This is a genomic window from Bradyrhizobium sp. SZCCHNS3016, assembly GCF_032484535.1.
GTDB lineage: Bacteria > Pseudomonadota > Alphaproteobacteria > Rhizobiales > Xanthobacteraceae > Bradyrhizobium.
Genome location: NZ_JAUETE010000010.1, coordinates 1 through 24,685 on the forward strand (window position 1 = coordinate 1; position 24,685 = coordinate 24,685).

The following is a 24,685-nucleotide window of genomic DNA, read 5'->3' on the forward strand; positions in this document are numbered from 1 at the left end:
AGCCGCCGAAGGCGGGGGCGCGTCTCGCGCCAGCCTTGAGGCCGGCCGTTCGCCGGCCTACACAGCACAGTTGCTCTCGTTGAGGCGGGATGCGTGCATTAATCCACGATTTCTGATAAAAAGAAAGAGAAAAAATTCGAGGCTTGGGCCTCACTTGCCCTTGCGCGTTGAAACGGCTGGCGAAATGAGATTTTCCACGCACATGATTTTTCGTCCCCTACGACACTCCCGTGCGATCGGACCGGCACAAATCTTCGCGCGTTTTGCCCGACTCAGCCGCCCCCGGTCGCGACCGTTGGGGCGGACATCCTGGCTTGCCAGCATTCCCGTCAGCTTTAGCTTCGGTATTTTCGTCGTAGACGGACCGACCGACTTTGATCGAAATCAATACGTAGTATTCTGAGATAATTTCTACTTCTAGATGTAGGAATTACTGAATTCAAGTTCACACCAAGCTAACGGGTGCTGGTCGGTTTTATATTGAGTTGACCGCTTGACATCGAACCGGGACGCAAGTGGCAGCGCGCAATTTAGGAGAAAGAACCATGACCGATGAAGATCTGTTTCTCAGTAAAGACAAAACAACAGTAACGGACAAAAAAGGCAAAACCGTTTTGGTGCGAACCGAGATCGATGGAAAGGCAATATATGTCGAGCCATCCTTGGCAAAGGCATCGGGAAAATACTGTGTAAGTTTTGGAAAAAAGAAGATCTGTGTCAATTGGGATGAACATAAGGCGTGTATCGGATGGGACGACATTGAGTTCTGTTTGAAATGGGAAACTAAACCCTAGTTCTCTTCTCAACTCATTGCTTTCCAGTGATGATGCCCAAACGATACGGCCTCTCGCGCTGACTGGACGCCCGGGGGTGACATTACGTCGTCTGCTCATCGCTCAATCGCCCGACTCCCCACCCTTGTCCACCGTCAGGCCACCACCGCAAGAGGGATCGAGCCGCACTTCTGCGCCGTCCTGCGAAGGCTCACCATCCCGATTGGCCGACCGCGAGTAACCAGTGTTTTTCGAGGCTGGGGGATTTGCGGCGGCGTCGTAAGAGCGAGGTAGATTCTATCGGAGCCTACTATTTTGGATGTCAACTTCGGACCAAGGGCGGCTGTGGCCGGCAGGCGGGTGGCACAGCCGATCTGACCCCCAGCTCCGGAAATGTCGGGCGCGCTCCAGCACTTACGCTTCGGGCCATGAGCCGACATGCCGTGCTGTTCGATCACCACGGCGGCCGTAGACGAAATCTCCATCAGGTGCCCAGGCAGCTCTCAATTGATGATCGACTCATATTTGTTGGCTCTTGAACCGCTTACCCAGGGTGATCCGACAAGCCGGCTTTTCCGTAGCCTTCCAGCGTGCACTTGCAAAGTGTAAGGGCTTGGCGAAACGAGTTGGCAGAATAGCGAGACCGTGGAATTCTGACACGAACTCCGTCGAGGATCGTTAAGCCCATCTTTTGGGAGAACCTCTCATGGCCTGGGTGATCTTATTCATTGGCAGCCTTTGCGAGGTGGGTTGGCTGATCGCTCTCAAATATTCCGAAGGTCTCTCGCGCCTGCCGTCGATACTGGTCACCGTGGGTTTTATGGGCGCCAGCGTCGGTTGTCTTGGCCTCGCCATGAAGACGATCCCGATGGGCACGGCCTACGCCGCGTGGACCGGCGCGAGCATCGCCGTCGCCACTCTCTTCGGAATCTATCTGTTCGACGAGCCGACGACCGCGACCCGGCTCGCCTCGATTGGTCTCATTGTACTTGGCATCGTCGGACTGCGCCTCGAGTCCGGATAGGCGTGCCAATCCTCAAAAATAGCTCTCGAGCGCCCCGCGCCGCCTGATGTCGAGTGTCGCGCAATGGAATGCGCCGCCAAATGCGGCGTAATGCAGGAATTCGCAGGGGATCGGCTCGAAACCCCATTGCTCGATCGCACGCATCGTTCGCACATGATGCGGATCAACGATGATGCGCTTTTCGTCCACCATCAGTACATTCATGTTGAGCCATTTTCCGCATAGCGACGTGATATTGAGCATGCGATCGGTGATCGGATCAGGCTCGGGAGCGACGAGAATGTCCCATTTCTTCAGTATGTCCGGGAGGCGGCTGACGTCGATGTATTCGGGATTGATCAGAAGCCTGCCCGGCCCCAGCGGCAAAATGGTCGTGTCGATGTGCATCGGGCTACGACAGCGGCTCTCGATCTCGTGGATGCGATAGCCGTCGCCGAGATGGCGGCGCAGCCATTCGATGCCGGATGCATTGGTGACATTGCTGAGGGTTACAAACAGATCGCGCCCGCAGCGAACGAAATCGGCAGCGTCGAACACCGGTTCGAATTCAGTCAGAATATATGACATCGGCTCACCTTCTTCGGGCCGTCTGAAATCGGCGTTATACAGTTCGTCCGTGAGTTGCGGCCGTGGCGCGGCAGTCCAGCGGGCGCCGCGACGGAAATAGTCCTTCAGGACCGGACGAAAGGAATGGGTCTCGAAATAGCGGCTGGGCCACGCCATGGGCGTTTCAATAATTTCGTCTCCGATCACGAGCATGCTATCGCGCGGGCAGGAGTTGCAGAAGCCGCGCGAAGACCATTCGGGCGTGCTGAAGCGCTTCTTGAAATCAACCGGTTCCGGTCGGGTGACCACCACGCCAAGCGACTGCAACAGCGCAATAAAGCCATCGAGCTCGCGCTGAGCCGGTTCAATCAACATCCTTGGATAGCGGAAGCCCCCGAGCAGCGCTTGCGCCCGTGCAGCCATTCCCGGAATGTTACAGGCGACGACCGGATGGGCGGATGGGATCGTCGCGCCTTCGAGCCTTCCGACAATCACTTCCTCGAGTGGATCCCACTCATTGTGCGAGTTGACCGGAGAGATCCTTACCTTGCGGTCGGCATCCGGGCCGATTTCGTGCGTGATCATGGCATGACCAAAGCAGGAGGTTGCTGATGTGGCAGGAATACTCTGGTGCGACAGCATCGCCGGCGCATAGCCTCAGTGCTGCAATGCACCACAATCCGTCCTTAACAAACGGCGCGGCGCCGCTGGCCCGGTGTGGTGACAGGGGCTTCACGGCGAGCGCCCGGCAATCATGTCGCGCGGCGTGCGAGCGCCACAACGCAGAAATAAAGATGAGGTTGTATCGGTCCTCAGGGGTCCGCCCCGTCAGGAGCCGCCTTTCTTGAATTCCAGCGGCGCGGCCGGCTTGAACTGGCTGCTCACCTCGCCGACCAGATCGCTGTCCGCCCCGGACAGGTCGAGCTTGCGGATCGGAGCGCCGACGGAAAGGTCGATGAGCGGCAAGTTGACCCAGACGATGTTCGGGCTGAGGGTCGATTCGAAGAAATAGAGCCGGTCGGTTGAGTCGGCGACGGCCCGCCAGATCGTATGCGACGCCTCCGGCCGCTTCGGGTCTGGCCGCACGAAAGGCTGCGCCACGTTGCGCATGACCGACAACATGCGGGCCACGGTCTGGCGGGTGTCCGACGGCTTGGTCTGGTTCTGGATGTAATAGGCGGCGCGGACGAAGCGGTCGGCCGCTTCGCTCGTCCCCGGCAGCGCTTCGGTGCCGCCAAAGACGTGGTATTTTTTCAGATTGGCGAGCTGCTCGGGGAAGGGCGGCGAGTTCGTCATGACCAGATAGCGGCGGTCGTGATGAACGCGCACCTTGCCGCTATCGACGATTTCGATGATCGCCGAATCGCCCGTCGCGTCCGAAAGCGACAGATGCACGGTCGCCGTCGCGTATCCGGGCATGCCGGCGGTGATGAGTTGATAGCGACCGGTTTCGATGTCGGCCACGGCCTCGGCAACGGTGGCAAAGTTGTCGAGGTTGTATTGCGCCCATAGCGACAGCGCGAGGCCGGGGCGCTTGAGATCGCGCTTTCCGTAATCGCTCTCGGAGAGCCACAGCAGGTTGGCGACAAGACCTTTTTCATTCATGCCGTCGGCGATCGCCAGATTATAAACCGCCCCGCCGACGCTGCCGTATTTCGACGTCCAGCTCAGTTCGTTGTCGTCGCCGCTCTCGCCTTTGCGCGCAAGGCCGCGCGGGAAGGCCCAGAGATCGGTGCGCATGTCTTCGGGCCAGTCCATGTTGCGCCCGGTGACAACGGCCTGACCATTATCGGCCCAGAGGACGCGCGAACACGCGTCCGCCAGAGATGATCCAAACGCGACCATTGCCAAAGCCATCGCCACGCTCATCACGCCCGCACACCGCCGCATGGTCGCGCTCCTCGTTGTGTTGGATACAATCTAGAGGCGAGTGCGAGTCGGCGACCTTGATCTGGGTCAATCATCGTCGCTCTCGGTCGCGGCGCCGCGACGATTCGCATGAGATCGTTATCTTGCCGGGCTCGGCGGGGCGATCCGACAGCATCGTCCCCTCAGGTGCGCAATTGCACCGAAAATCTCGAGATTCCGGATTCAGCCCTGACGGGCTGCCCCGGAATGGCGGGCTATGACGCAGCGAGATCAGTCGCCGCTGCGCATGCAGGGGCGCGACCAGATGCGGGCGTAACCCTCGCCGCCCTCGTCACCGAACAGCTCGGCGCAGATCGGCGCGTTGAGCGACGCAACAGGAGCACGTCCGGCGCGGGAGCGTCCCGCGCGCTCGCTCAGGCCAACGCTTTGGCCTTTGCCGCCTTCGCCTCGGAGATCGCCTGCCACAGCTTTTCCGGCGTCAGCGGCGTCTGCAGGTTGGTGATCCCCAACTCGAACAGCGCATCCATCACGCCGTTGGTGACGCAGGGCGGGCCGCCGATGGCGCCGGATTCGCCGCAGCCCTTGGCGCCCAGCGGGTTGGTGCGGCACGGCGCGGAATCGTCGAGGGTGACCACGATCGGCGGCACGTCGTCGGCGCGCGGGATGCAGTAGTCCTGATAGGTCGCGGTCAGGAGCTGGCCGTCGGCATCATAGGCGACGTTCTCGTACAGCGCCTGGCCGATGCCCTGCGCGACGCCGCCATGGATCTGGCCCGCCACCAGCATCGGATTGACGGCGACGCCGACGTCGTCGACCGTGGTGTAACGCACCACGCGGCTGATGCCGGTCTCCGGATCAATCTCGACCTCGCAGACATGCGTGCCGTTCGGCCAGCTCGGACCATCGACCTCGCCCTCGCTGTCGACCGAGAGCTTGGCCTGCTTCTCCTTGCCGGCGATCTCGAACAGGCTGATGCGGCGGTCGGTGCCAACGACCGTCAGGAAGCCATCGCGATATTCGATGTCCTCGACCGCGGTCTCCAAGAGGTTCGACGCCTTCTCGCGCGCCTTGGTAATGAGATCGTTTGACGACACCGCCACCGCGGTGCCGCCGACGAACAGCGAGCGCGAGCCGACGCTGCCGAAGCCGGTGGCGAGATCCGTGTCGCCCTGCACGACGTCGATCTTGTCGAGCGGGATACCCAGCGTGTCGGAGATCATCTGCGTGTAGGTGGTCTGCAGGCCCTGCCCCATCGCCATGGTGCCGGAATGCAGGATCACGCGACCCTCGGACGTCGCGTGCAGCGACACCTTCTCGGTGTGGGCGCGGCCGCCGGTCCATTCGATGTAGCTGGTCAGGCCGCGGCCATAGAGCATGCCGCGCTTCTTGGCTTCGCGCTTGCGCGCATTGAAACCGTCCCAGTCGGCGAGCTTCGAGGCGCGCTCGAGCATGTGGGCGAAGGCGCCGGAATCATACACCTGGCCGACGGCGTTGGTGTAGGGCAGTTGCGCCGGCTTGATATAGTTCGCCTTGCGGATCGCACGCGGATCCATGCCGATCTGGCGCGCGGCCGTGTCGAACAGGCGCTCGACGATGAACACCGCCTCGGGACGTCCGGCGCCGCGATAGGCGCCGACCGGCGCGGTGTGCGTCATGACCGTTTTGACCTCGAAATGCACCAGCGGCAGGTCATAGACGCCGGTCTGGACGAACGGCCCCAGCACCAGCGGAATGATGTTGGCCGCGCCCGACGAATAGGCGCCGGTGGCGCCGATCGAACGCACGCGATAGGCCAGCACCCTGCCCTTGGCATCGAGCGCGAACGCGGCCGTCGAGGTGAGATCGCGGCCATGCGTGCCGCCGACGAACTCGTCGGTCCGCTCGGCGCGCCAGCGGATCTTCTTGGCCAGCTTGGTCGCGGCATAGGCGACGATGCCGTCCTCCGGATAGAGGTTGGTCTTCTGGCCGAAGCCGCCGCCGATGTCGCCGACCAGCACGCGCACACTTTCCTTCGGCCGCTTCAGCACGGCTTCCGCAAGGACGTCACGGGTCGAGGCCGGCGTCTGCGACTGCACATGGAGCAACAGCCGACCGGTCTTCTTCTCGATCTCGGCAATGGTCGAGCGCGGCTCCATCGCCGAGGGCACCAGGCGCTGGCTCGTGATGTCGAGCGACACTTTGTGCGCAGCGCTGGAGAAGGCCTCCTCCACCTTGGCGGCATCGCCATAGCTCATCGCGGCGACGATGTTGTCGGGCGCCTCCGCCCAGACGACGGGCGCACCCGGCGCGAGCGCCTTCACCGGATCGGTCACCGCCGGCAGCACCTCGTAGTCCACGACGATCGCTTCCGCCGCTTCCTGCGCGATCGTGCGCGAGGTCGCGACCACGGCGGCGACCGCCTCGCCGGTGAAGCGGACGATCTCGTGCGCCAGCAGGCGGCGCGGCGGCACCGTCATCGGCTTGCCGTCGGGACGCTTGAAGATCGCCAATGTCGGAATGGTGCCGACATCGTCGGCGACGAGGTCCGCGCCGGTGTAGATCGCCTGCACGCCGGCGATCTCCCGCGCGGCGGCGGTGTCGATCGACACGATCTTCGCATGGGCATGCGGCGAGCGCAGCACGTAGAGCCAGAGCGCGCCGTCCTCCGCCTTGTCGTCGATGAACTGTCCCTTCCCGGTCAGCAGCCGCTGATCCTCCAGACGCTTGACGGGCTGCCCCGCACCAAACCGCATATTGTTGGGAAGAATGTTCATTCGTCAGTCCTTGGTCAGTTCAAATGCAATTGCATGCGTTTTAGCGGATCGCAGTTCCGCTGGCCAAGCCGTGATTGTGCTGGTGCGGCATACCACACTGTCATGCCCGGGCTGGGCCCGGGCATCCACGACTTCGTTTCCGCTTGGCATGGATGGCCGGGTCGGCACGGCCATGACAGCAGTAAGGATCCTGGCATTACCCCAGGCTGCTGAGGACCTCTTCGACGACCTTGCGCTGCTCGAGCGTGAGCGGGGCCTGGGGCGGCACGGGATCGCCGACGTCGTAACCCTGGATCGACAGGCCGGCCTTGATGCAGGCCGCGAGGTTGAAACGGGCGAAGGCCTCGTTGACGCGCCACAGCTTCTTCTGCAACAGCATCGCATCGTCCCAGCGGGACGCCTTGCAGAGATTGTAGAGTTCGACGCTCTGGCGCGGGATGATGCAGGCCGGCCCGGCCATCCAGCCCTTGCCGCCGATCAGCATCACCGCCGCCGGAATGTGCGAGGACGCCGCGAACACCTTGATGGCGTCGCCGCAGCGAGTGATGATCGACAACAGCCGGCCGGTGTTGGTGGACGCGTCCTTGATGTAGTTGATGCGCGGATGCTCGGCGAGGCGCGCGATGACATCGAGCGACAGGTCCGAGCGCTGGAACTGGGGATTGGTGTAGATGACGATGGGAACGTCGACGGCATCGGCAATCGCCCGGAAATACGCCTCGATGCCGGCGTCGTTGACCGGGAAGTAGGCTTCGAGCACCGCCAGGATGCCGGTTGCGCCGCGCTTCTGGTAAGCCTTGGCCTGCGCCACCGCGTCAGCGATCGCGGTCGAGGCCACGCCTGCGATCACGGGAACGCGGCCCTGCGCCGCATCGATGGTCGTCTCCACGACGGCCATGCGCTGGGCACGATCGAGATAGGCGAACTCACCGGTGGAGCCGAGCGGCGTCAGGCCGTGCACACCGGCATGGATCAGGTCGTCGCACAGACGCCCCAGCACCTCTGTAAGGATCGCGCCATCCGCGCCGATCGGCGAGGCCAGGTAGGGAAAGACACCATGAAGTTCAGCCATGCGGCCGGTATAGCGGCCGGGCCGCTGGTTCCGCAAGCAGGCGCCTGATCGCGGACGGCTTCCGCTGCACGGAGCGTTTCCAAAAACGGCGTCCGCCCTGGCGGAACCTGGCTCGCGCGGGCGGGTGAGCGGCGGCGCCACACTGCTGCGGCAATCGCATGTTGTCGCAAATAACTGACCTGCCAATCAGCTCCCGTTAAATCCGGCTTCAAACTTTCTCTTCACCATAGAGGAAGGTCCGGCGGCGGAGGCGGCTAGAGAGCAGCGTTTCAATCTGAGATTGCGCGCACCATGACGAGGAAGGACGAGCGCGATGGCTCAAACACGGCAAAAATGGCTACGAACTTCGCCATTTTCAGTCATTTTTCCGCCGGATTGACCAACCATCATGCCAAGCGGAAACAGTTAGTACGAGTGCTCCAGCGTAAATTCGCCGTAGGAATTTCGATCGGAGACGAGGGAAGCCTGCAGCGAGAACGACGATGAAGACGCTTTACGATTTACTCGGAGCTCTTCCGGACGATGACGCTGACGATATCCGGGTGGCCTTCCGCAAAGCGGTCAAAGAGAGCCACCCCGACGTCAATCCCGGCGATCCGGACGCCGCGCTGCGGTTTCGACAGATCATCCGCGCCAACGACATTCTTGGCGACAAGGAGCAGCGCACGGCCTATGACCGGCTGCTCGGCGCCGCGCAGGACGAGCATCGGCAGGATTCCAAGCTCGCCGTCGTCGCCAAGGTGCACAAGGTCGCGTCCGGCGTGATGGCGCTGGCCGGCGCGTCCGCCTTGGCGCTGACGGGCTACCTCCTATTCACCCACATGTCCTCGGCATCCGTCGCGCCGCTCGAGCCGATCGTGGTTGCGACCAACAAGGTAAAGCCGAACCAGGTTCCCGCCAGGCCGATCGACAGCCTCACTGACGCGGCGACGGCCAGCGACGCGGCCGCGAATCCCGGCAGCGACCCGACTGCCGGCACGACGGTCGGCAACGGCAATGCGTCGAGCAGCAATGCCTCAGCTCCCGCCGAGCCGCTGCCGTTGCGGGTCAGCAAGGTGGACGTGGTCTATTCGGCCGAGCAGGAGCGTGCGCCCTGCGCGGCGGGCGCGACCGCGCCATGCACGGCAGATGCAATGCTCGCCGGCGGCACGGCGTCGAGCGAGGCCCAGGCCCGTCACGATCGCGGCATGGCCGCGTTCCAGAAGGGCGATTTCGCGGCGGCGCTGGCCGATCTCGACGCCGCGATCCAGCTCGATCCCCGTTACCACGAGGCCTATATCGACCGCGGCATCGTGTTCTATCGCATGCGCAAGTTCGACCGCGCCTTTGCCGACGTCGCGGCCGCAAAGCGCATCGAGAAGACCAACCGCGCCGTGCTCGACGCGATGGCGAAGCGTCAGCCGCTGCGGCCGCTGAAGCTCGAGCCGCCCAAATCCGACATCAAGGCGGAAACGCCGAAGGCCGAGGCGCCGAAAGTGGCGGCGGCGGCGCCGATGCCCTCGCGAATGTCGACGGCGACGCCGATCTATCCGACCACCGATCCCAGCCGCGCGCCTTGAGCGATTGACGGATTGACGAAGATTTAAGGTAACTTCGAACCTTCGTCGCGCGAATCGTTCAAGCCCATCAACTGTTAGGAAAGGTGTCGCATGGTGTCCCCATGGGACACGGGCTGCTTTCCAGATTCATCCATCCGAACCCGGCGATCCGGCGCGAGCTCGTCGATCTCCTGTACACCTCTCTGCCGCAGGTCATGTCGATCAATGCGGCCGCCATCACCGGCTCGGTCACGCTTGCGGTCCTGCACGACGATCCCGGCTACATCGCGATCTCGTTCGCGATCATCGTCAACGCCATCGGTCGCGTCGTCAGCCTGCTGCGCTACAAGCAATATGCGGGGCGCCTGTCCGATCGCGACGTGATCCTCTGGGAGAAGGTCTACGCCGCGGGCGCCGCCGCCTTCGGCCTTGCGCTTGGCGCTCTCACCTTCCGCGCGTTCCAGCTCAACGACGCTCCGGGCGCATGGATCGCCTTCGGCCTGTCGATGTCCTATTGCGTCGGCATGGTGTCCCGCGCGGCGATCCGCCCGTGGGTCGTGCTGACGACCACCGCCGTGCTGCTCGCCCCGACGCTGATCGCCGGATTGATGCGCCCCGAGCTGCCCTATCAGCTCGGCGCCGTTCTGCTGGTGCTGTTCTGGTTTTCGATCCGCGAGGCATCGCGTCATCTCAGCACCGCGTTCATCGAACGGCTCGAGGCCAAGCACGCACTGGCCCGCCAGGCCAACCATGATTTCCTGACCGGCCTGCCGAACCGCGCCGCCTTCCTGGCCGCGCTTGAACGCGCGGTCGGGACCATCGCGATCATTGCCATCGACCTCGACGGTTTCAAACCTGTCAACGACCGCCACGGGCACCACGCGGGCGACGACCTGTTGCGGCAAGTCGCGACCCGGCTGTCGAGCTGTGTCGGCCCGGGCGGCCTCGCCGCGCGCTTCGGCGGTGACGAGTTCATGCTGCTGAGGCCGGTCGCGCGCGGCGCGAACGGACGCGACGAGGCGCTGGGGCTCGCGCGCGAGGCGGTCCGCTCGCTATCGATGCCGTTCCTGCTGTCCGACATACCCGTGGTGATCGGCGCCAGCGCCGGCCTGCTGGTGAACGACCGGCCGCTCACGGACGAGGCCATGGACGAGGTGCTGCGCGAAGTCGACAGCGCGCTCTACACCGCCAAGCGCGCCGGGGGCGGCTGCTGCACCTGGGCCGAAGCCGCCGACGGCGCATTGCGGCAGGCGAGCTGACCCGCGCCCTTCGATCTCAAACGACGACCATCTCGCGCAGCAGTGCGTCGATCTCGGCGGCGTCGAGCTCACCTTCGCGTCCGATCAGCACGAGCTGGGCCGTGAGGCCGTCCGCGGGCGGCACCGGCGATGGCGCCAACGTGCCGCGCGTCGCCACCGACTGAAACAGGATCGGCTGTCCCGGATGGTCGGTGAACAGCAGGATGCCCTTGATGCGCAGCGTGCGCAGCGCGAGCTTTCCGATCACCTGCTGAAAGCGGGCCAGCGACAGCGGGGCCTGGGAGGTCCAGGTCAGGGTTGCGAAAGGTTGCGACATCGTCGGCACCTGCTTGGGCAGCTCTCGCGGCGCGCGAGCGTCGCGGCTGAACAGCAGGTCCGGCGCGACGATTCCATGCGCGATCTCGAAGATCGCCGATTGCGGCTTGATGCGGCCGACGACGGCGCGGACCTCGTCGATGGCGGCGCGGTCGAGCAGATCGGCCTTGGTCAGCAGCACGAAATCGGCGGCGCGCAGCTGCGAGCGCCACAGCGCGTCGTACTCGATCTCAGGATCGTCGCGCAGCCGCTGCGGATCGACCAGCGTGACCACGGTCTCGAGCGGCGCGACCTTGAAGATCACGGGATCCATCAGGTTGCGAATGATCTCGGCCGGATCGGAAATGCCCGAGGTCTCGATCGCAATCGCATCCGGGGCCGGATCGCGCTTGATGACTGAGGACAGCGTGCGCAGCAGGTCGCCCTGCAGCGAGCAGCAGATGCAGCCGTTCTTCAGGCTGATCACCTCCTCCGTCACCGTGCCGAGCAGTTGCGCGTCGATGTCGACCGTACCGAAGTCGTTGACGATGGCGGCGATGCGCCGCCCGTCCGGATTGGCGAGCAGATGATTGAGCAGGGTCGTCTTGCCGGCGCCGAGCGATCCGGCAACCAGCAGGACCGGGACGATCATGACAGGATCGGACGGCGCACCGCCTGTCCCGGCCTGACATCGCGAACTAGATCACCATTTGCGATGACGGCGCGGCCATGGACGAGCAGATGCCGCACGCCCTCGGACGGCCGGTTCATGTTGAGGAAGTCGGCGCGGTCGCGCAGGCTGGCGAGATCGAGCACCGCGATGTCGGCGTCGCAGCCGGCCTGCAGCCGTCCCTTCTTTCGCATCGCGGGCGTCGATGGTTCCAGAATCCGGGCCGGGATCAGCGTGCACTTGGCGAGGCCCTCCATCAGCGGCACCGCCTTGCGGTCCAGCACCCATTCGCGCAGGAATTTTGTAAACGTCGCCGACGAGCGCGGATGCGACACTGCGTCGTCCGGCAACGGCCAGGCGTCGCCGGTGTAGTCCGTGCCGTTGGACAGGATCCACGGCATCGCGTCCGACGCGATGGCGCCCCCTGGAAACAGCACGGAGACGTCGAGCAGGTCGCGGTGGCGCTGGTTGACGGCGACATCGAGGAAATGGATCAGCACCAATGCGCCGGGATCTTCCTGCTGCCGCGCGAGCAATTCGTCGCGGCTGCCGAGACGATGGCGCTCGGCGACCATCTCGATCGCGTCATAGCCGGTGCCCATGCGCTGGCAGAAGGCAGGGTCGGCGAAGAAGCCGGCACCGACGACGGTCGAGCCGGTGCCGTAGGGATAGGCTTCCGTCGTGACCTTCAGCCCCTGCGCTTGCGCGGTCTGCACCAGCTCGGCGCAGCGCTCGACATCCTGCAGGCTGGTGCTGTTGAAATGGCAGATGTGCATGTGGGCACCGGTCGAGCCGGCAAGCCCGATCAGCCGCGTATAGGCGTCGACCGAGCTGCGCGGATCGACATTCGACATGTAGGCAATGTGCGTATAGGTCGGCACGTTCTGCTTGGCAGCCAGGCTGCACAGCTCCGACAGCTCCTTCATGCCGGTGCCGGGCGCATACGCATTCGGGAAGGCGATGCCAAGGCCGCCCTGCTCCAGCCCCTGCCGGGTGCGCTCGACGATCTCCGCGGTCTCGGCCGCAGTCGCGACCTCCTCGACCCAGCGCTTGTCGCGCATCGCCTCGCCCATGCCGGCGATGCTGGATGCGGTCTGCTGCGTCGTCATCGTCGCAATGCGCGCGAACACCCAGCCGGAAGCGGCGCCATAGTTGAGAAGGCGGCCGATCGCCGCCTGCTCGTCATACCATCGTGCCACCGGCATGACGCCGATCTCGAGCTCGAGCGTCGTGGTGACGCCGTCGAACGCCTGCATGCGGTCCGCCGGCAGCGACTGGCCGTGCGCGTGCAGATCGATGAAGCCGGGCACGACGGCAAGGCCGGCCGCATCGATGACCTGATCCGCCGCTCCGGTGACGTCGCCCACGGCGGCGATCGCGCCATCCTTGATCGCGACGTCGGCGGTGACGTCGAGTTGCGTTTCGGGGTCGAGCACGCGGCCGCCGCGAATGATCAGATCGTAGTGAGGCATGAATCAGCTGGGCTCGCAAAGTGGAACTGCGCGCAGGCCTAACACAGATGCGCGGCGATGAGAACGCGGCGGGAGAGATCGATGCTCTCCGAGCCATGCGTGACGCACTTATCAGTTCGTCGAACTGGGGCGCCGCTCTTCCCCTTGCGCAAGGGATCGGTCAGGATTGCGAAAAACGACCTCTCGGCATCCGCCGTTCGACAGAGGAGACCCGAATGGCTTCGCCCACACGGCGCATCGCCGACTTCACCTGCGAGAAGCAGCCGGCGACGGGCTCGCGCGGGATGGTCGTCACCAACCATCCGCTCGCCTCCAGCGCCGGCGCCGAGATGCTGATACGCGACGGCAATGCGATCGATGCCGCGGTCGCTTCCCTGTTTGCGCTCACCGTGGTCGAGCCGATGATGGTCGGAATTCTCGGTGGCGGCCTGTCGCACATCCGCCTCGCCGACGGCCGCCACGTCGTGCTCGACGGCCTGAGCACCGCGCCGTCGCGCGCTGACCCCGGCATGTATGATCCGGTCTCCGACGAGATCGCGCTGGCGCGCGAGACCCGCGGCCGCCACAATGTCATCGGCGCGCTGGCGGTCGCCGTGCCCGGCGCGCTGAAGGGATGGTGCGAGGCGCTGTCGCGCTTCGGCCGGCTGCCGCTGGCCGAGGTGATGGCTCCGGCAATCCGGCTCGCCGAGCATGGTTTCATCGCCAGCCCCTATCTCAACGACTGCGTGCGGCTGGTCGCGGACGACCTCGCGCGCGATCCGCATCTCGCAGCGCTGTTCCTGCCCGGCGGCGCGCCGGTGAAGGCCGGCACGCGCGTGATCCAGAGCGACTACGCCGCCTCGCTGCGGCTGATCGCCGAGGAAGGACCTGCCGCGCTCTACGGCGGAGCGCTCGGTGCCGCGCTGGCCAGCTACATGGCGGAGAACGGCGGCTTGATCGATGCCGCGGATCTCGCCGCGTACCGCGTGATCGAGCGCGCGCCGATCCGCGGCCTCTATCGTGGCCATGAGATCATCGGCCCGCCGCCGCCGTCTTCCAGCGGCGTGCACATCGTGCAGATGCTGAACATCCTCGAAGGCTTCGACGTCGCCGGGCTCGGCTTCGGCTCGGCGGACGCTGCGCACCTGCTCGCCGAGGCGCTGAAGATCGCGTTTGCCGATCGCGCCGTCGCCACCGCCGATCCGGCCTTCGTCGACGTGCCGGTCGAGCGCCTGACCTCGAAGGCGTATGCCGCCGAGCGGCGGGCGCAGATCGACATGCGCCGGGCGCAGAGTTTCCGCCCGGGACTTGCGCCGACGGAGTCCGCCAACACCACCCATGTCACCGTCGCCGATGCTGAGGGCAACGTCGTCGCCGCGACCCAGACCATCAACGGCCTGTTCGGCGCCTGCGTGCAGATCCCGGGCACCGGCATGACCGCCAACAACTACATGTACAATTTCGATCCGCACCCGGGTCGCGCGCTGTCGATCGCGCCGGGCAAGCGTGTCTTCACCTCGATGGCGCCGATGATGGCGCTGCGCGACGGCCGCTTGCGCTATGCGCTCGGCCTGCCCGGCGGCTTGCGCATCTTCCCATCCGCCTTCCAGGCGCTGGTCAACCTGATCGACCACGGCATGTCGCTGCAGGAGGCGGTCGAGGCGCCGCGGCTGTGGACCCAGGGCGGCGTGCTCGAGCTGGAGCCGGCGTTTTCCGAAGCCGTCGCGGCGGAGCTTGCCGCACGCGGCCACGAGATCAGGCGCGAGCCGGTTGTGGCCGGCGGCATGAATGCGATTGCGTTCGGCGACGACGGCACGCTGACGGGAGCCGCGTGCTGGCGCGCCGACGGCACCCCGATCGCGATCTCCGGCGGGCGCGCCCGCGCCCGGCTTCGCTTCGCCATCGCGTGAGCTCTACAGGCGCTCTCGCATCATCCGCGCGATCGCCTCGCCGATCACGACGGTGGTGAAATGCGTGTTGGCGCGGCAATCGGACGGCATGATCGAGGCGTCGGCGACCCGCAGCCCGGCAATGCCCTTCACGGTACCATCCGGATTGACCACGCCATCGTCATCGTTGACGCCGCTCATGCGGCAGCTCCCCGCCGCATGCTGGATGTCGCCGGTGACCTGCCGCAGCAGCGCATCGAGCTCGACATCAGGCAGCGCAGCTGCCTGCGGCAGCGTGAACTCCGTATCGCCGAGGCGAATCCAGTCGGCGATGTCGCGCAGCGCCGGCTGCACCGTGATCGGCGCCAGCCGCTTCACCGCGTCGCGCATCCGCGCGATGTCGCGCGGATCGGCCAGCATGTTCTCCTCGACGATCGGATCCACGCTCGGATCGGTCGAGGCGAGCTTGAGCGTACCGCGCGAGAAGGCGTTGAACAGTCCGGCGCCGATCGCGCCGGGCACGCCGATGCCACGATGGTTGAACGCGATCAGGATCATGTCGCGCTTGCCGCCGTCGGCGAGGCCCGATGAGTAGGTGACGCAGCAATTGGTGTGGCGCGTGTCGCGGTCGGTCGGACGCAGCGCCTCGCGCAACTGAATCGTGGTGCGGAACAGCGGGTGATCGAAGAAGTGCCGGCCGACGGGAAGATCGCGCACGACGGTAAGCCCCATGGCCTGCAGATCCGCCGCGGGGCCGATCCCAGAGCGCAGCAGGATCGCGGGGCTATGGATGGCGCCGGCGCACAGCACGACCTCGCGCGCCGCGATCTCCTTGACGCCTTCGCCCTCGACATGGACGCGCACGCCGGTGACCCTGTCGTCGCTGATCAGCAGCCGCTCGACCAGCGCCCGCCCCCGGATCTCCAGGTTCGAACGGCCGCGGGCCGGCTCGAGATAGCCCTCATTGGTGGAGATACGGCGGCCGTTGCGACTGTTGATCGGATAGCAGGCGACGCCCTCGCCATCGGGCCCGTTGAGATCGTCGCACCAGCGATAGCCGCTCGCCAGCGCGGCATCGCGCAAGCCACGATCGATCGGGCCCCATTTGTCAGGCGGTGCGCGAGTGACTGGAAGCGGGCCGCCGCGACCGTGCCCCTCGCGATCACCGAATGCGAGATCGTCCTCGATCACCGCGAACAGCGGCATGATGTCCTTGGCCGACCATCCCGTGCAGCCATTGGCCGCCCATTCATCGAACGCATCGGCCACGCCGCGGATCGCGATCTGGCCGTTCATCATCGAGCTGCCGCCCAGCCCCTTTCCGCGCCAGTAGAAGCGCATGTCCTGCCCGGCGACGCGGCGGGACATCAACTGCGGCCACTGCCATTTCTCCTGGTAGGCGCGATCATGGATGATCGGAATCGGGTTGGGCGTCACGATCTCCCACGGCGCGTCGTCCGCGCGCCAGTCTGCGCCGGCTTCGAGCAGCAGGACCCGTGTCCGGGGGTCTTCCGACAGGCGCGCAGCGACGACCGCTCCCGCGGAGCCGCCTCCGACCACAATGACGTCATACATGGACTGAATTCTCGCTGTTCTCAGGCACCGCAACCATGACGGCCAGCTTGCGCTGCCGAGAGCGATCCGTGAAGCCCTCGAAAACTCAGGCCGTCAGCATGCCGACGCAGAGCTGCGGCGCATCCTCGGCAACGAGACAGGAGGCGACGGCGATCACCTCGCGCGCCGATTTCCAGGCGCCGCCGCCACCTGCCGGGCCATTGGTGTAGAGCGTCTCGACCTCGTTGCCGATGCGGACCGCCTCCGCCATCGTCTCGGTCCGCCCGGCGACACGAACGCGCACCTCGTAGGGCTCGGCGCCCTGTGCGCGATCGTCGCCATGCAGCGCATTCAACCCGATCAGGTCGCAGCGCAGCTCGCTCGTCGCCACGCCGATGAGCGCGAGGCGCTCCCGGACGACATCGAGCGCGAGGCGGCCACGCGCGACTGCGCCAGGGCCGGCATAGGAGATCTGCCCCTCGCCGACATAGCTATCGAGATAGCCCACCGAGGTCTTCAACAGTCCCGTCTTCGGCCGGCCGCGGCCGCCGACCACCCTGACCCGGTCCGGACCAAGCTCCTCGACGGTCACCTGCGAGAAATCCGCCACGACGTCGGGTTGGAAATATTGCTCGGGATCGTGGATCTCATAGAGCAGTTGCTCCTTCACGGTCGCCGGCGTGACGCAGCCGCCGGAGCCCGCGACCTTGGTCACGATCAGTTCGCCATCCTCGCGCACCTCGCCGATCGGAAAGCCGAGCCGGGCGAGATCGGGAACATCCTTCGCTCCGGGATCAGCAAAATAGCCGCCGGTGATCTGGCCGGCACATTCGAGCAGATGACCGACGACGGTGCCCTGCCCGAGCCGGTCCCAATCATCCAAGGCCCAGCCGAACTCACGAATCAGAGGTCCGAGGAACAGCGCCGGGTCGGCGGCGCGCCCGGTGATCACGACGTCGGCCCCGGCCGCGAGCGCCTCCGCGATCACACCCGCGCCGACATAGGCGTTGGCGGAGACGATCCGATTGCCGAGCGATAGGATGGTGTCGCCGGTGTCGAGCACGACATCCGTCGTCTTCAACTGGTCCAGGACGTCGTCACCGGTCACGGCCGCGATCTTCAGCCCCGTCAGTCCGAGCTGGCGCGCCATGGCGCGGGTGGCTTCGGCCGCGGCGATTGGATTTGCCGCGCCCATATTGGTGACGATACGCACGTTGTTGGCGCGGCAGATCGGCAGCACGGCCTGCATGCGCGCCGCCAGCAGCGGATCATAGCCGGCAGCCGGATCCTTCATGCGCACCTGCTGCGCCAGCGCGATCGTGCGCTCCGCCAGGCACTCGAACACGAGATAGTCCAGGTCGCCCTTCGCCGCGAGCTCCACGGCCGGCTCGATCCGGTCACCGGAATAGCCCGCTCCGGCGCCGATCCTGATGCTCCGCATCGGCCGCTCCTCCTGACATCATGCCGTTCGTCGGCTTCTGCCGACCACACTAGCGGCCGCGGTCCGAGCTTGCCAGCGTCCGCGTGGAACGGTCAGGCATGCTGCTAGTCCGCGAGCGCCAGCGTCGGCGCCTCGCTGCTCGCCGTGCATGTGACGGCAACGGCGATGTGCTCGTCAGCCCAGCACCATCGCTGGCCGCCGGCGCGCTTGGCCGCATAGAGCGCGCGATCGGCCTGCTCGAGCAGCGCCTCGGTGTCCGCCTGCCGATCCTCGGTGACCAGGATGCCGGCGCTGGCGCCGATCTGAACGCGCGTTCCAGCCAGCGTGAAGGGTTGCGACAGCGCCGTCACCGCGGCTTGCGCCAGCACGAGCGCGGCGTCACGTCCCACCGCAGGCAGCAGCAGCATGAATTCGTCACCGCCGAACCGCGCCGCCAAGCCGGCTTCGCCGAGGCAATCCTGCAGACGTGCGCCGACCTGGCACAGCAGCTCGTCACCGGCCTGATGGCCGAACCGGTCATTGACGAGCTTGAAGCCATCGAGATCGACCGCGATGATGGCGACGGGGCGATCGCAACAGCCGAGTGCGGCGATGAACGCGGCACGATTCGGCAGGCCGGTGAGGAAATCGCGCAGCGCCTGCCGCGCCAAGGCCTGCTGCGCCGTGATCCGCTCGGTGAAGGCGGCCGTGAGTCGATAGGACGTGCCGCGCAGCGTGATCCAGAACAGCACCACCATGCCGGCGCCCATCCGGTACACCGGCTCGGGCTGCATCAGGCAGGCCACCACGGTCGGAATCAGCAGCACCGCCGAGGAGGTCATGACGATCCATGGGCTGACACGCGACACGATGCCGACGCAGAAGGCCATCGACAGGCCGAAGCACATCCAGATGCCGGGCCCGTCGCCGATCTGAAACGCGCGGGCCGACAACGCACCGACGGCCAGACCGAAGGCGGCGGCGCCGAGGCCGTAGAGGCGTTCCCAGCGAATGATCGCATCGTGATCGAGCCGATCGAAGCGCGCGGCGAACATCCGCAGCTTGATCACACGAAGGGCGCCGATCACCAGCAGCACCACCGTGATCGCGGCGTAGCCCGGATCGCGCGCAACCCAGGCCATCACGCTGCCGATCACGACGGCGGCGGCCGAGATCGTCCCGACCAGCGGCATCGAGCTGTACAGCAGATGCGCGAGATCGCGACGAATGTCCGGGTCCAATCGATGCATCGCAATTCCAGTTCGCCAGGCGCGCGCACTCTCGTACCCACGCCTTAACGAAATCTCGCTGCACCCGCGAAGGGCTGCCATGCGCGGCGGATGCTTAAGAGATCCTCACCGCGACGATGACAATGCGAATGATGGCAAGCGGACGGCGCGCAAGACCGATGCTGGCGCCGGATCAGCTCGCCCAGTTGTCGCGGAATTCGCCGAACAGCGTAATGCCGCCGCACGCATAGATCGTCTGCCCGGTGATGTAGCTCGCCTCGGCCGATGCGAGAAAGGCGAACACGCCGGCGATCTCTTCCGGGCTCGCCACCCGCCCCATCGGAATATGAGACTCGACCGCGGCGCGCTTCACCGGGTCCCCGGTCCAGGCCGCGTTGATCGGCGTGTCGACCGCACCGGGCCCGACCGAATTGACGCGGATGCCGCGCCCGGCGAATTCGAGCGCCAAGGTCCGCGTGAGGCCCGCCATCGCGCTCTTGCTGATCGAGTAAGCGAGATAGCCCGGCTTCGGAATGATCTGGTGCACGCTCGAGGTGTTGATGATGTTGCCGCCGCCGCGCGCGACGAAATGCGCCAGCGCGTGACGCGCGCAGAGCACGGCGCCGTTGAGGTTGACCTCGAGAATCTTGCGATACGTGTCGACGTCGAGCGCCTCGCTGGGCGATTCCCGCTGGAAGCCGGCATTGTTGACCAGGCAGTCGAGCCTGGGCCAGCGCTTGAGCACCGTCTCGAACATCTCGGCGATCTCGGCTTCGACGCCGATGTCGGCCTTCACGGCGACATGATCGCGCGAGCCGTGACCGCGCGCGGCGGAGGCCGCCTGCACCAGCGCCAGGGTTTCGTCGCCGGACGGCGACGGACCGCCGAAATTGATCGCGACATGCGCGCCCTCCTCGGCGAACCGCACCGCGATCGCGCGGCCGATGCCTTGCGTTGCGCCCGTCACCAGCGCGTAGTGTCCGACGAGACGCGACGCCCGTTCGGCTGGTTGGTCAGATGGCTCCATGTCTCGACTCCTTGAAAATGATCTCGCCTCGGCGCGCTGCGATGACTCGCGTTCGGATGACAAGGCTATCAGGAGTCTGGTATCGCTCCACTCCGTATCCGTCATGCGCACGCAGGCGTGAGGCGTCATGTATCTCGGCATCGATCTTGGAACATCCGCGGTCAAGACGATCATCGTCGATGCTGCGCAGCGCGTCGTTACGAGCCGCAGCCACGCCTTGACGATGGACGTGCCGCGACCGGGCTGGGCCGAGCAGGACCCCGCCACATGGATCGCCGCGGTGTTCGCCACGCTCGATGCGCTCAAGGTCGATCATCCCGGCTCGGTGGCGGCGGTGGAAGCCATCGGCCTGTCGGGCCAGATGCATGGCCCGGTGCTGCTCGATACCGCCATGAATCCGTTGCGGCCGTGCATTCTCTGGAACGATGGCCGGTCGGAGCGCGAATGCGTCGCGCTGGAGCAGCGCTGGCCCGCTTTGCGCAAGATCACCGGCAACAAGGCGATGCCCGGCTTCGCCGCGCCGAAGCTCATGTGGATCGAGGCGCACGAGCCGGAGATTTTCGCGGCCACGCGGCTGGTTCTGCAGCCGAAGGCCTATGTCCGGCTGGTGCTGTCGGGCGAGGCGATCGAGGACATGTCCGATGCGTCCGGCTCGCTCTGGCTCGATGTCACTAGGCGCGACTGGTCGGACGAGGGCCTTGCCGCCACGCGCCTCACGCGCGCGCAGATGCCGCGCCTCGTCGAAGGCTGCGCACCGGCAGGTCGGTTGCGCAGCGACCTCGCGGAACGCTGGGGCATGACGAAGCGCCCAACCATCGCGGGCGGCGCCGGCGACAACCCGGCCGGCGCCGTCGGCATCGGTGCTGTCCGGCCGGGCGCCACGTTCATCACGCTCGGCACGTCCGGCGCCGTGATCACGCCGGTCGACACCGTCACGGCCAATCCCGAGCGGGTCGTTCACACCTTCTGTCATGCGATCCCAGCGATGTGGCTGCAGGCCGGCGCGATGCTATCGGCGGCCTCATGCCTCGCCTGGGTCGCGCGGCTGCTCGGCGCGAGCGAGACCGAGCTGCTTGCGCCGCTGGGCAAGCGGCCCACCATGCCATCGCCGGTCAGCTTCCTGCCCTATCTTGCGGGCGAGCGGACGCCGCATGACGATCCCCATGTCCGCGGCCTGCTCGACGGCCTGAGCCATGCCACCGACCGCAACGCCATCGTTCAGGCGGTGCTCGAGGGCGTTGCCTTCGCCCTGGCCGACTGCCGCGACGCGTTGACGGAAACCGGCCTTGTGATTGCCGAGGCGGGTGCGATCGGCGGCGGATCGCGCTCCGACCTTTGGCTCGCGATCCTGGCGAATGTCCTCGACATCCCCATTCATCGGCTGGCCGAGGGCGAGACGGGCGCCGCCTTCGGTGCGGCACGGCTGGCACGTCTTGCCGTCACCGGCGAGGACATCGGTGCCGTCTGCACGCCGCCGGCGCGCGTGTGGACCTTCGCTCCGGACATCCCGCTGTCGGCAGCCTATGCCGAGCGGCGGCCGCGCTGGCGACAGCTCTATCGTCGGCCGAGCTGAACGCATCTCCGAAAGGCCACCGTCGCGACGACGTGTTGCAGCGGCGTCTCTTTCATATTGTATTCGGCAACAGCCTCTAGTTTAATGGCTTCCCGCGCCAGCGATCAACGAGCCGCGGACGACAAGACGACGTGCATTGGGAGGCACGATGAGCGGTCCGATCCTCGAGATGCGCGGGGTGTCGAAGTCATTCTTCACCATCAAGGCCCTGCACAAGGTCGACCTCACCGTCTACGCCGGCGAAGTCCATGCGCTGATGGGCGAAAACGGTGCCGGCAAATCCACGCTGATGAAGATTCTCTCCGGCGCCTATCGCCCGGATCCCGGCGGTGAGATCCGCATCGAGGGCCGGCCGGTGCGCATCGAAGGGCCGATGGGCGGCCGCAACGCCGGCATTTCGATCATCTACCAGGAGTTGTCGCTGGCGCCGAACCTGACGGTCGCCGAAAACATCTATCTCGGGCGCGAGCTGTCGCAGAGCGGCCTGCTCGCGCGCAGCACCATGCGCGAGGGCGCCGGGCCCATCCTGGACCGGCTCGGCGCCGATTTCACAGCCTCCTCCCTGGTGGCCGAGTTGTCGATGGGCCAGCGCCAGCTGGTCGAGATCGCCCGCGCGCTGCATGCACGATCCAAGATCCTGATCATGGACGAGCCGACCACCTCGCTGTCAGCCGGCGAAAGCGAGAAGCTGTTCGCGCTGATCCGCCAGCTCCGCGCCGAAGGGCTCGCCATCATCTACATCTCGCATCGCATGGACGAGGTCTATGCGCTCGGCGACCGCGTCACCGTGCTGCGCGATGGCCGGCTGGTCGGGTCGCTGGACAAGCCGGAGATCCGCGCCGACAGCATCGTCCGCATGATGGTCGGCCGCGACGTGTCATCATTCTACAAGAAAGACCACGACCCGCACGCCAAGCGTGATCGCGCGGTGCTCAGCGCCGTCGATCTCGGCGACGGCCATCGCGTCAAGAACTGCTCGCTGACCGTTCACGCCGGCGAGGTCGTCGGCCTCGCCGGGCTGATCGGCGCCGGGCGCACCGAGCTCGCGCATCTCATCATCGGGGCTGCGCCGAAGACGACGGGACACCTCGAGCTCGACGGCGAGGAGGTCAGCATCGACACGCCGCGCGATGCGCTCGATGCGGGCATCGCCTATCTGACCGAGGACAGGAAGGCGCTCGGGCTGTTCCTCGACATGTCCTGCGCCGACAACATCAACCTTGCCGTGATCGGGCGGGACGCGAAGCTCGGCGGCCTTCTCGACCGCGACAAGGCGCGCGCACGCGCCGACGAGGCGTTCAGCGCGCTGGGCATTCGCGCCCCCAATCCGGGCGTCACCGTCGGCGGCCTGTCGGGCGGCAACCAGCAGAAGGTGCTGCTGTCACGCCTGCTCGCGACCGCGCCGAAGGTCCTGATCCTCGACGAGCCGACCCGCGGCGTCGATGTCGGCGCCAAGTCCGAGATCTACTCGATCATCGACAATCTCGCCAAGTCCGGCACCGCAATCCTGGTGATCTCGTCCGACCTGCCGGAGATTCTCGGCATCTGCGACCGCGTGCTGGTGATGCGCGAGGGACATCTGGTCGGCGACCTGCAGCAGAGCACGACATCACCCATCACCCAGGAAGACATCATGGCGCTGGCCACCGGGACGGAGCACGTCGATGCCTGACAACAGCCAAGCTCAAGCCAAGCCCGCGCCAGCGCAGATGAAGGCCGCGCCGGCACCGAGCCTCGCGGCATCGAACAACAAGCAGCAGCGGCTGCGGGTGATGATCCGCGCCGCCGGCATGCTGCCGGTACTGCTCATCCTCTGCGTCGGCTTCCATATGCTGTCCGAAGGACGCTTCTTCACCGGACAGAATCTCGGAATCGTGCTGCAGCAGGCCGCGGTGAATACCGTGCTCGCCGCCGGCATGACCTTCGTCATCCTGACCGGCGGCATCGATTTGTCGGTCGGCTCGATCCTCGCCGCGGCTGCAATGGCCGGCCTGACACTGTCGAAGATGCCCGATCTCGGCGCGCTGTGGCTGCCGGCCGCGGTGCTGACGGGCCTCGCCTTCGGCGTCATCAATGGCGCGTTGATCGCGCTGTTGCGGCTGCCGCCCTTCATCGTGACACTCGGCTCGCTCACGGCGGTGCGCGGTCTCGCCCGCCTGATGGGTGGCGACACCACCGTGTTCAACCCATCGATTCCCTACGCCTTCATCGGCAACGCCTCGCTGACGATCATCCCCGGCGTCGTATCGATCCCCTGGCTGTCGGTGATCGCGCTGCTGGTGATCCTTGGCTCCTGGCTGATCCTGCGCCGGACCGTGCTCGGCGTGCACATCTATGCCGTCGGCGGCAATGAAAGCGCGGCGCGGCTCGCCGGCATCAAGGTCTGGGCCGTCCTGATCTTCGTCTACGGCATGTCCGGCCTGCTCGCGGGCCTCGGCGGCGGCATGCAGGCGGCGCGGCTCTATGCGGCGAACGGCCTGCAACTCGGCCAGTCCTATGAGCTCGACGCCATCACCGCGGTCATTCTCGGCGGCACGTCCTTCGTCGGCGGCATCGGTTCGATCTGGGGCACCTTGGTCGGCGCCCTCATCATCGCCGTGTTGTCGAACGGGCTCATCCTGGTCGGCGTGTCCGACATCTGGCAATACGTCATCAAGGGCCTCGTGATCATCGGCGCCGTCGCGCTCGACCGCTACCGGCTGCAGGGCTCGGCCCGCACCTGAGACAATATGGCGGGCATCACC

At 65.8% G+C, this 24,685-nt stretch carries 18 protein-coding genes; 8 read left to right on the top strand and 10 right to left on the bottom strand.

Translation table 11 applies throughout. From position 1 onward, the window contains the following. Nucleotides 1-545: 545 nt before the first annotated feature. Nucleotides 546-794: a hypothetical protein gene (locus QW881_RS19305; protein WP_315759596.1), complete on the top strand. Its 249-nt coding sequence runs from the start codon at nt 546-548 to the stop codon at nt 792-794. Nucleotides 795-1,479: 685 nt separating this feature from the next. Then, nucleotides 1,480-1,797, top strand: a complete 318-nt coding sequence (locus QW881_RS19310) for a multidrug efflux SMR transporter (protein WP_315783524.1) — start codon at nt 1,480-1,482, stop codon at nt 1,795-1,797. Between the two features lie 12 nt (nt 1,798-1,809). Here the strand turns inward: QW881_RS19310 and QW881_RS19315 are convergent, their stop codons facing one another. The 4 genes from QW881_RS19315 to QW881_RS19330 all read right to left on the bottom strand — a co-directional run bounded on the left by QW881_RS19315 (nt 1,810) and on the right by QW881_RS19330 (nt 8,037). Beyond that, entirely contained in the window at nt 1,810-2,928 is a 1,119-nt protein-coding gene (locus tag QW881_RS19315; protein ID WP_315796996.1) for an amidinotransferase, read from the bottom strand. Between the two features lie 243 nt (nt 2,929-3,171). Continuing rightward, nucleotides 3,172-4,212: a linear amide C-N hydrolase gene (locus tag QW881_RS19320; RefSeq protein ID WP_316158874.1), complete on the bottom strand. Its 1,041-nt coding sequence runs from the start codon at nt 4,210-4,212 to the stop codon at nt 3,172-3,174. Nucleotides 4,213-4,625: 413 nt separating this feature from the next. Further along, nucleotides 4,626-6,965, bottom strand: a complete 2,340-nt coding sequence (locus tag QW881_RS19325) for a xanthine dehydrogenase family protein molybdopterin-binding subunit (protein WP_316158875.1) — start codon at nt 6,963-6,965, stop codon at nt 4,626-4,628. Between the two features lie 196 nt (nt 6,966-7,161). Further along, nucleotides 7,162-8,037, bottom strand: a complete 876-nt coding sequence (locus tag QW881_RS19330) for a dihydrodipicolinate synthase family protein (protein ID WP_316158876.1) — start codon at nt 8,035-8,037, stop codon at nt 7,162-7,164. 482 nt (nt 8,038-8,519) lie between these two features. Here QW881_RS19330 and QW881_RS19335 point away from each other — a divergent pair, with 482 nt between their 5' ends. Both QW881_RS19335 and QW881_RS19340 read left to right on the top strand, forming a co-directional pair. After that, nucleotides 8,520-9,596, top strand: a complete 1,077-nt coding sequence (locus QW881_RS19335) for a J domain-containing protein (RefSeq protein WP_316158877.1) — start codon at nt 8,520-8,522, stop codon at nt 9,594-9,596. Nucleotides 9,597-9,697: 101 nt separating this feature from the next. After that, nucleotides 9,698-10,834, top strand: coding sequence for a GGDEF domain-containing protein (locus tag QW881_RS19340; RefSeq protein WP_316158878.1), 1,137 nt, complete (start codon nt 9,698-9,700; stop codon nt 10,832-10,834). Between the two features lie 16 nt (nt 10,835-10,850). On the opposite strand, the gene QW881_RS19345 is transcribed toward QW881_RS19340, so the two are convergent. Both QW881_RS19345 and QW881_RS19350 read right to left on the bottom strand, forming a co-directional pair. Beyond that, nucleotides 10,851-11,780: a GTP-binding protein gene (locus QW881_RS19345; RefSeq protein WP_316158880.1), complete on the bottom strand. Its 930-nt coding sequence runs from the start codon at nt 11,778-11,780 to the stop codon at nt 10,851-10,853. After that, the gene (locus QW881_RS19350; RefSeq protein WP_315775389.1) at nt 11,777-13,270 is read right to left on the bottom strand and encodes an amidohydrolase family protein; all 1,494 of its coding nucleotides are present in this window, start codon (nt 13,268-13,270) and stop codon (nt 11,777-11,779) included. Before QW881_RS19350 ends, QW881_RS19345 begins: the two co-directional genes overlap by 4 nt. A 215-nt stretch (nt 13,271-13,485) precedes the next feature. Here QW881_RS19350 and ggt point away from each other — a divergent pair, with 215 nt between their 5' ends. Next, nucleotides 13,486-15,159, top strand: a complete 1,674-nt coding sequence (gene ggt / locus QW881_RS19355) for a gamma-glutamyltransferase (RefSeq protein WP_316158883.1) — start codon at nt 13,486-13,488, stop codon at nt 15,157-15,159. 3 nt (nt 15,160-15,162) lie between these two features. On the opposite strand, the gene QW881_RS19360 is transcribed toward ggt, so the two are convergent. The 4 genes from QW881_RS19360 to QW881_RS19375 all read right to left on the bottom strand — a co-directional run bounded on the left by QW881_RS19360 (nt 15,163) and on the right by QW881_RS19375 (nt 20,368). Further along, nucleotides 15,163-16,713 (bottom strand): GMC family oxidoreductase, encoded by a 1,551-nt coding sequence (locus QW881_RS19360; RefSeq protein WP_316158885.1) that lies wholly within the window; start codon nt 16,711-16,713, stop codon nt 15,163-15,165. 85 nt (nt 16,714-16,798) lie between these two features. Further along, nucleotides 16,799-18,133 carry an acyclic terpene utilization AtuA family protein gene (locus QW881_RS19365; RefSeq protein ID WP_316158886.1) on the bottom strand — a complete coding sequence of 445 codons (1,335 nt, stop codon included), beginning with the start codon at nt 18,131-18,133 and terminating at the stop codon, nt 16,799-16,801. A gap of 104 nt (nt 18,134-18,237) precedes the next feature. Next, nucleotides 18,238-19,362: a GGDEF domain-containing protein gene (locus tag QW881_RS19370; RefSeq protein WP_315759608.1), complete on the bottom strand. Its 1,125-nt coding sequence runs from the start codon at nt 19,360-19,362 to the stop codon at nt 18,238-18,240. A gap of 172 nt (nt 19,363-19,534) precedes the next feature. After that, nucleotides 19,535-20,368 (bottom strand): SDR family oxidoreductase, encoded by an 834-nt coding sequence (locus QW881_RS19375; RefSeq protein WP_315759609.1) that lies wholly within the window; start codon nt 20,366-20,368, stop codon nt 19,535-19,537. 127 nt (nt 20,369-20,495) lie between these two features. Between QW881_RS19375 and xylB the strand changes: the two genes are divergently transcribed. The 3 genes from xylB (at nt 20,496) to QW881_RS19390 (ending at nt 24,664) form a co-directional block, all read left to right on the top strand. Then, nucleotides 20,496-21,941 carry a xylulokinase gene (xylB, locus tag QW881_RS19380; protein WP_316158887.1) on the top strand — a complete coding sequence of 482 codons (1,446 nt, stop codon included), beginning with the start codon at nt 20,496-20,498 and terminating at the stop codon, nt 21,939-21,941. A gap of 148 nt (nt 21,942-22,089) precedes the next feature. Then, nucleotides 22,090-23,613 carry a sugar ABC transporter ATP-binding protein gene (locus QW881_RS19385; protein ID WP_315759611.1) on the top strand — a complete coding sequence of 508 codons (1,524 nt, stop codon included), beginning with the start codon at nt 22,090-22,092 and terminating at the stop codon, nt 23,611-23,613. Beyond that, on the top strand, nt 23,606-24,664 hold the full coding sequence (locus QW881_RS19390; RefSeq protein WP_315759612.1) for an ABC transporter permease subunit: 1,059 nt from the start codon (nt 23,606-23,608) through the stop codon (nt 24,662-24,664). The genes QW881_RS19385 and QW881_RS19390 overlap by 8 nt, the downstream gene beginning before the upstream one ends. Nucleotides 24,665-24,685 lie beyond the last annotated feature (21 nt).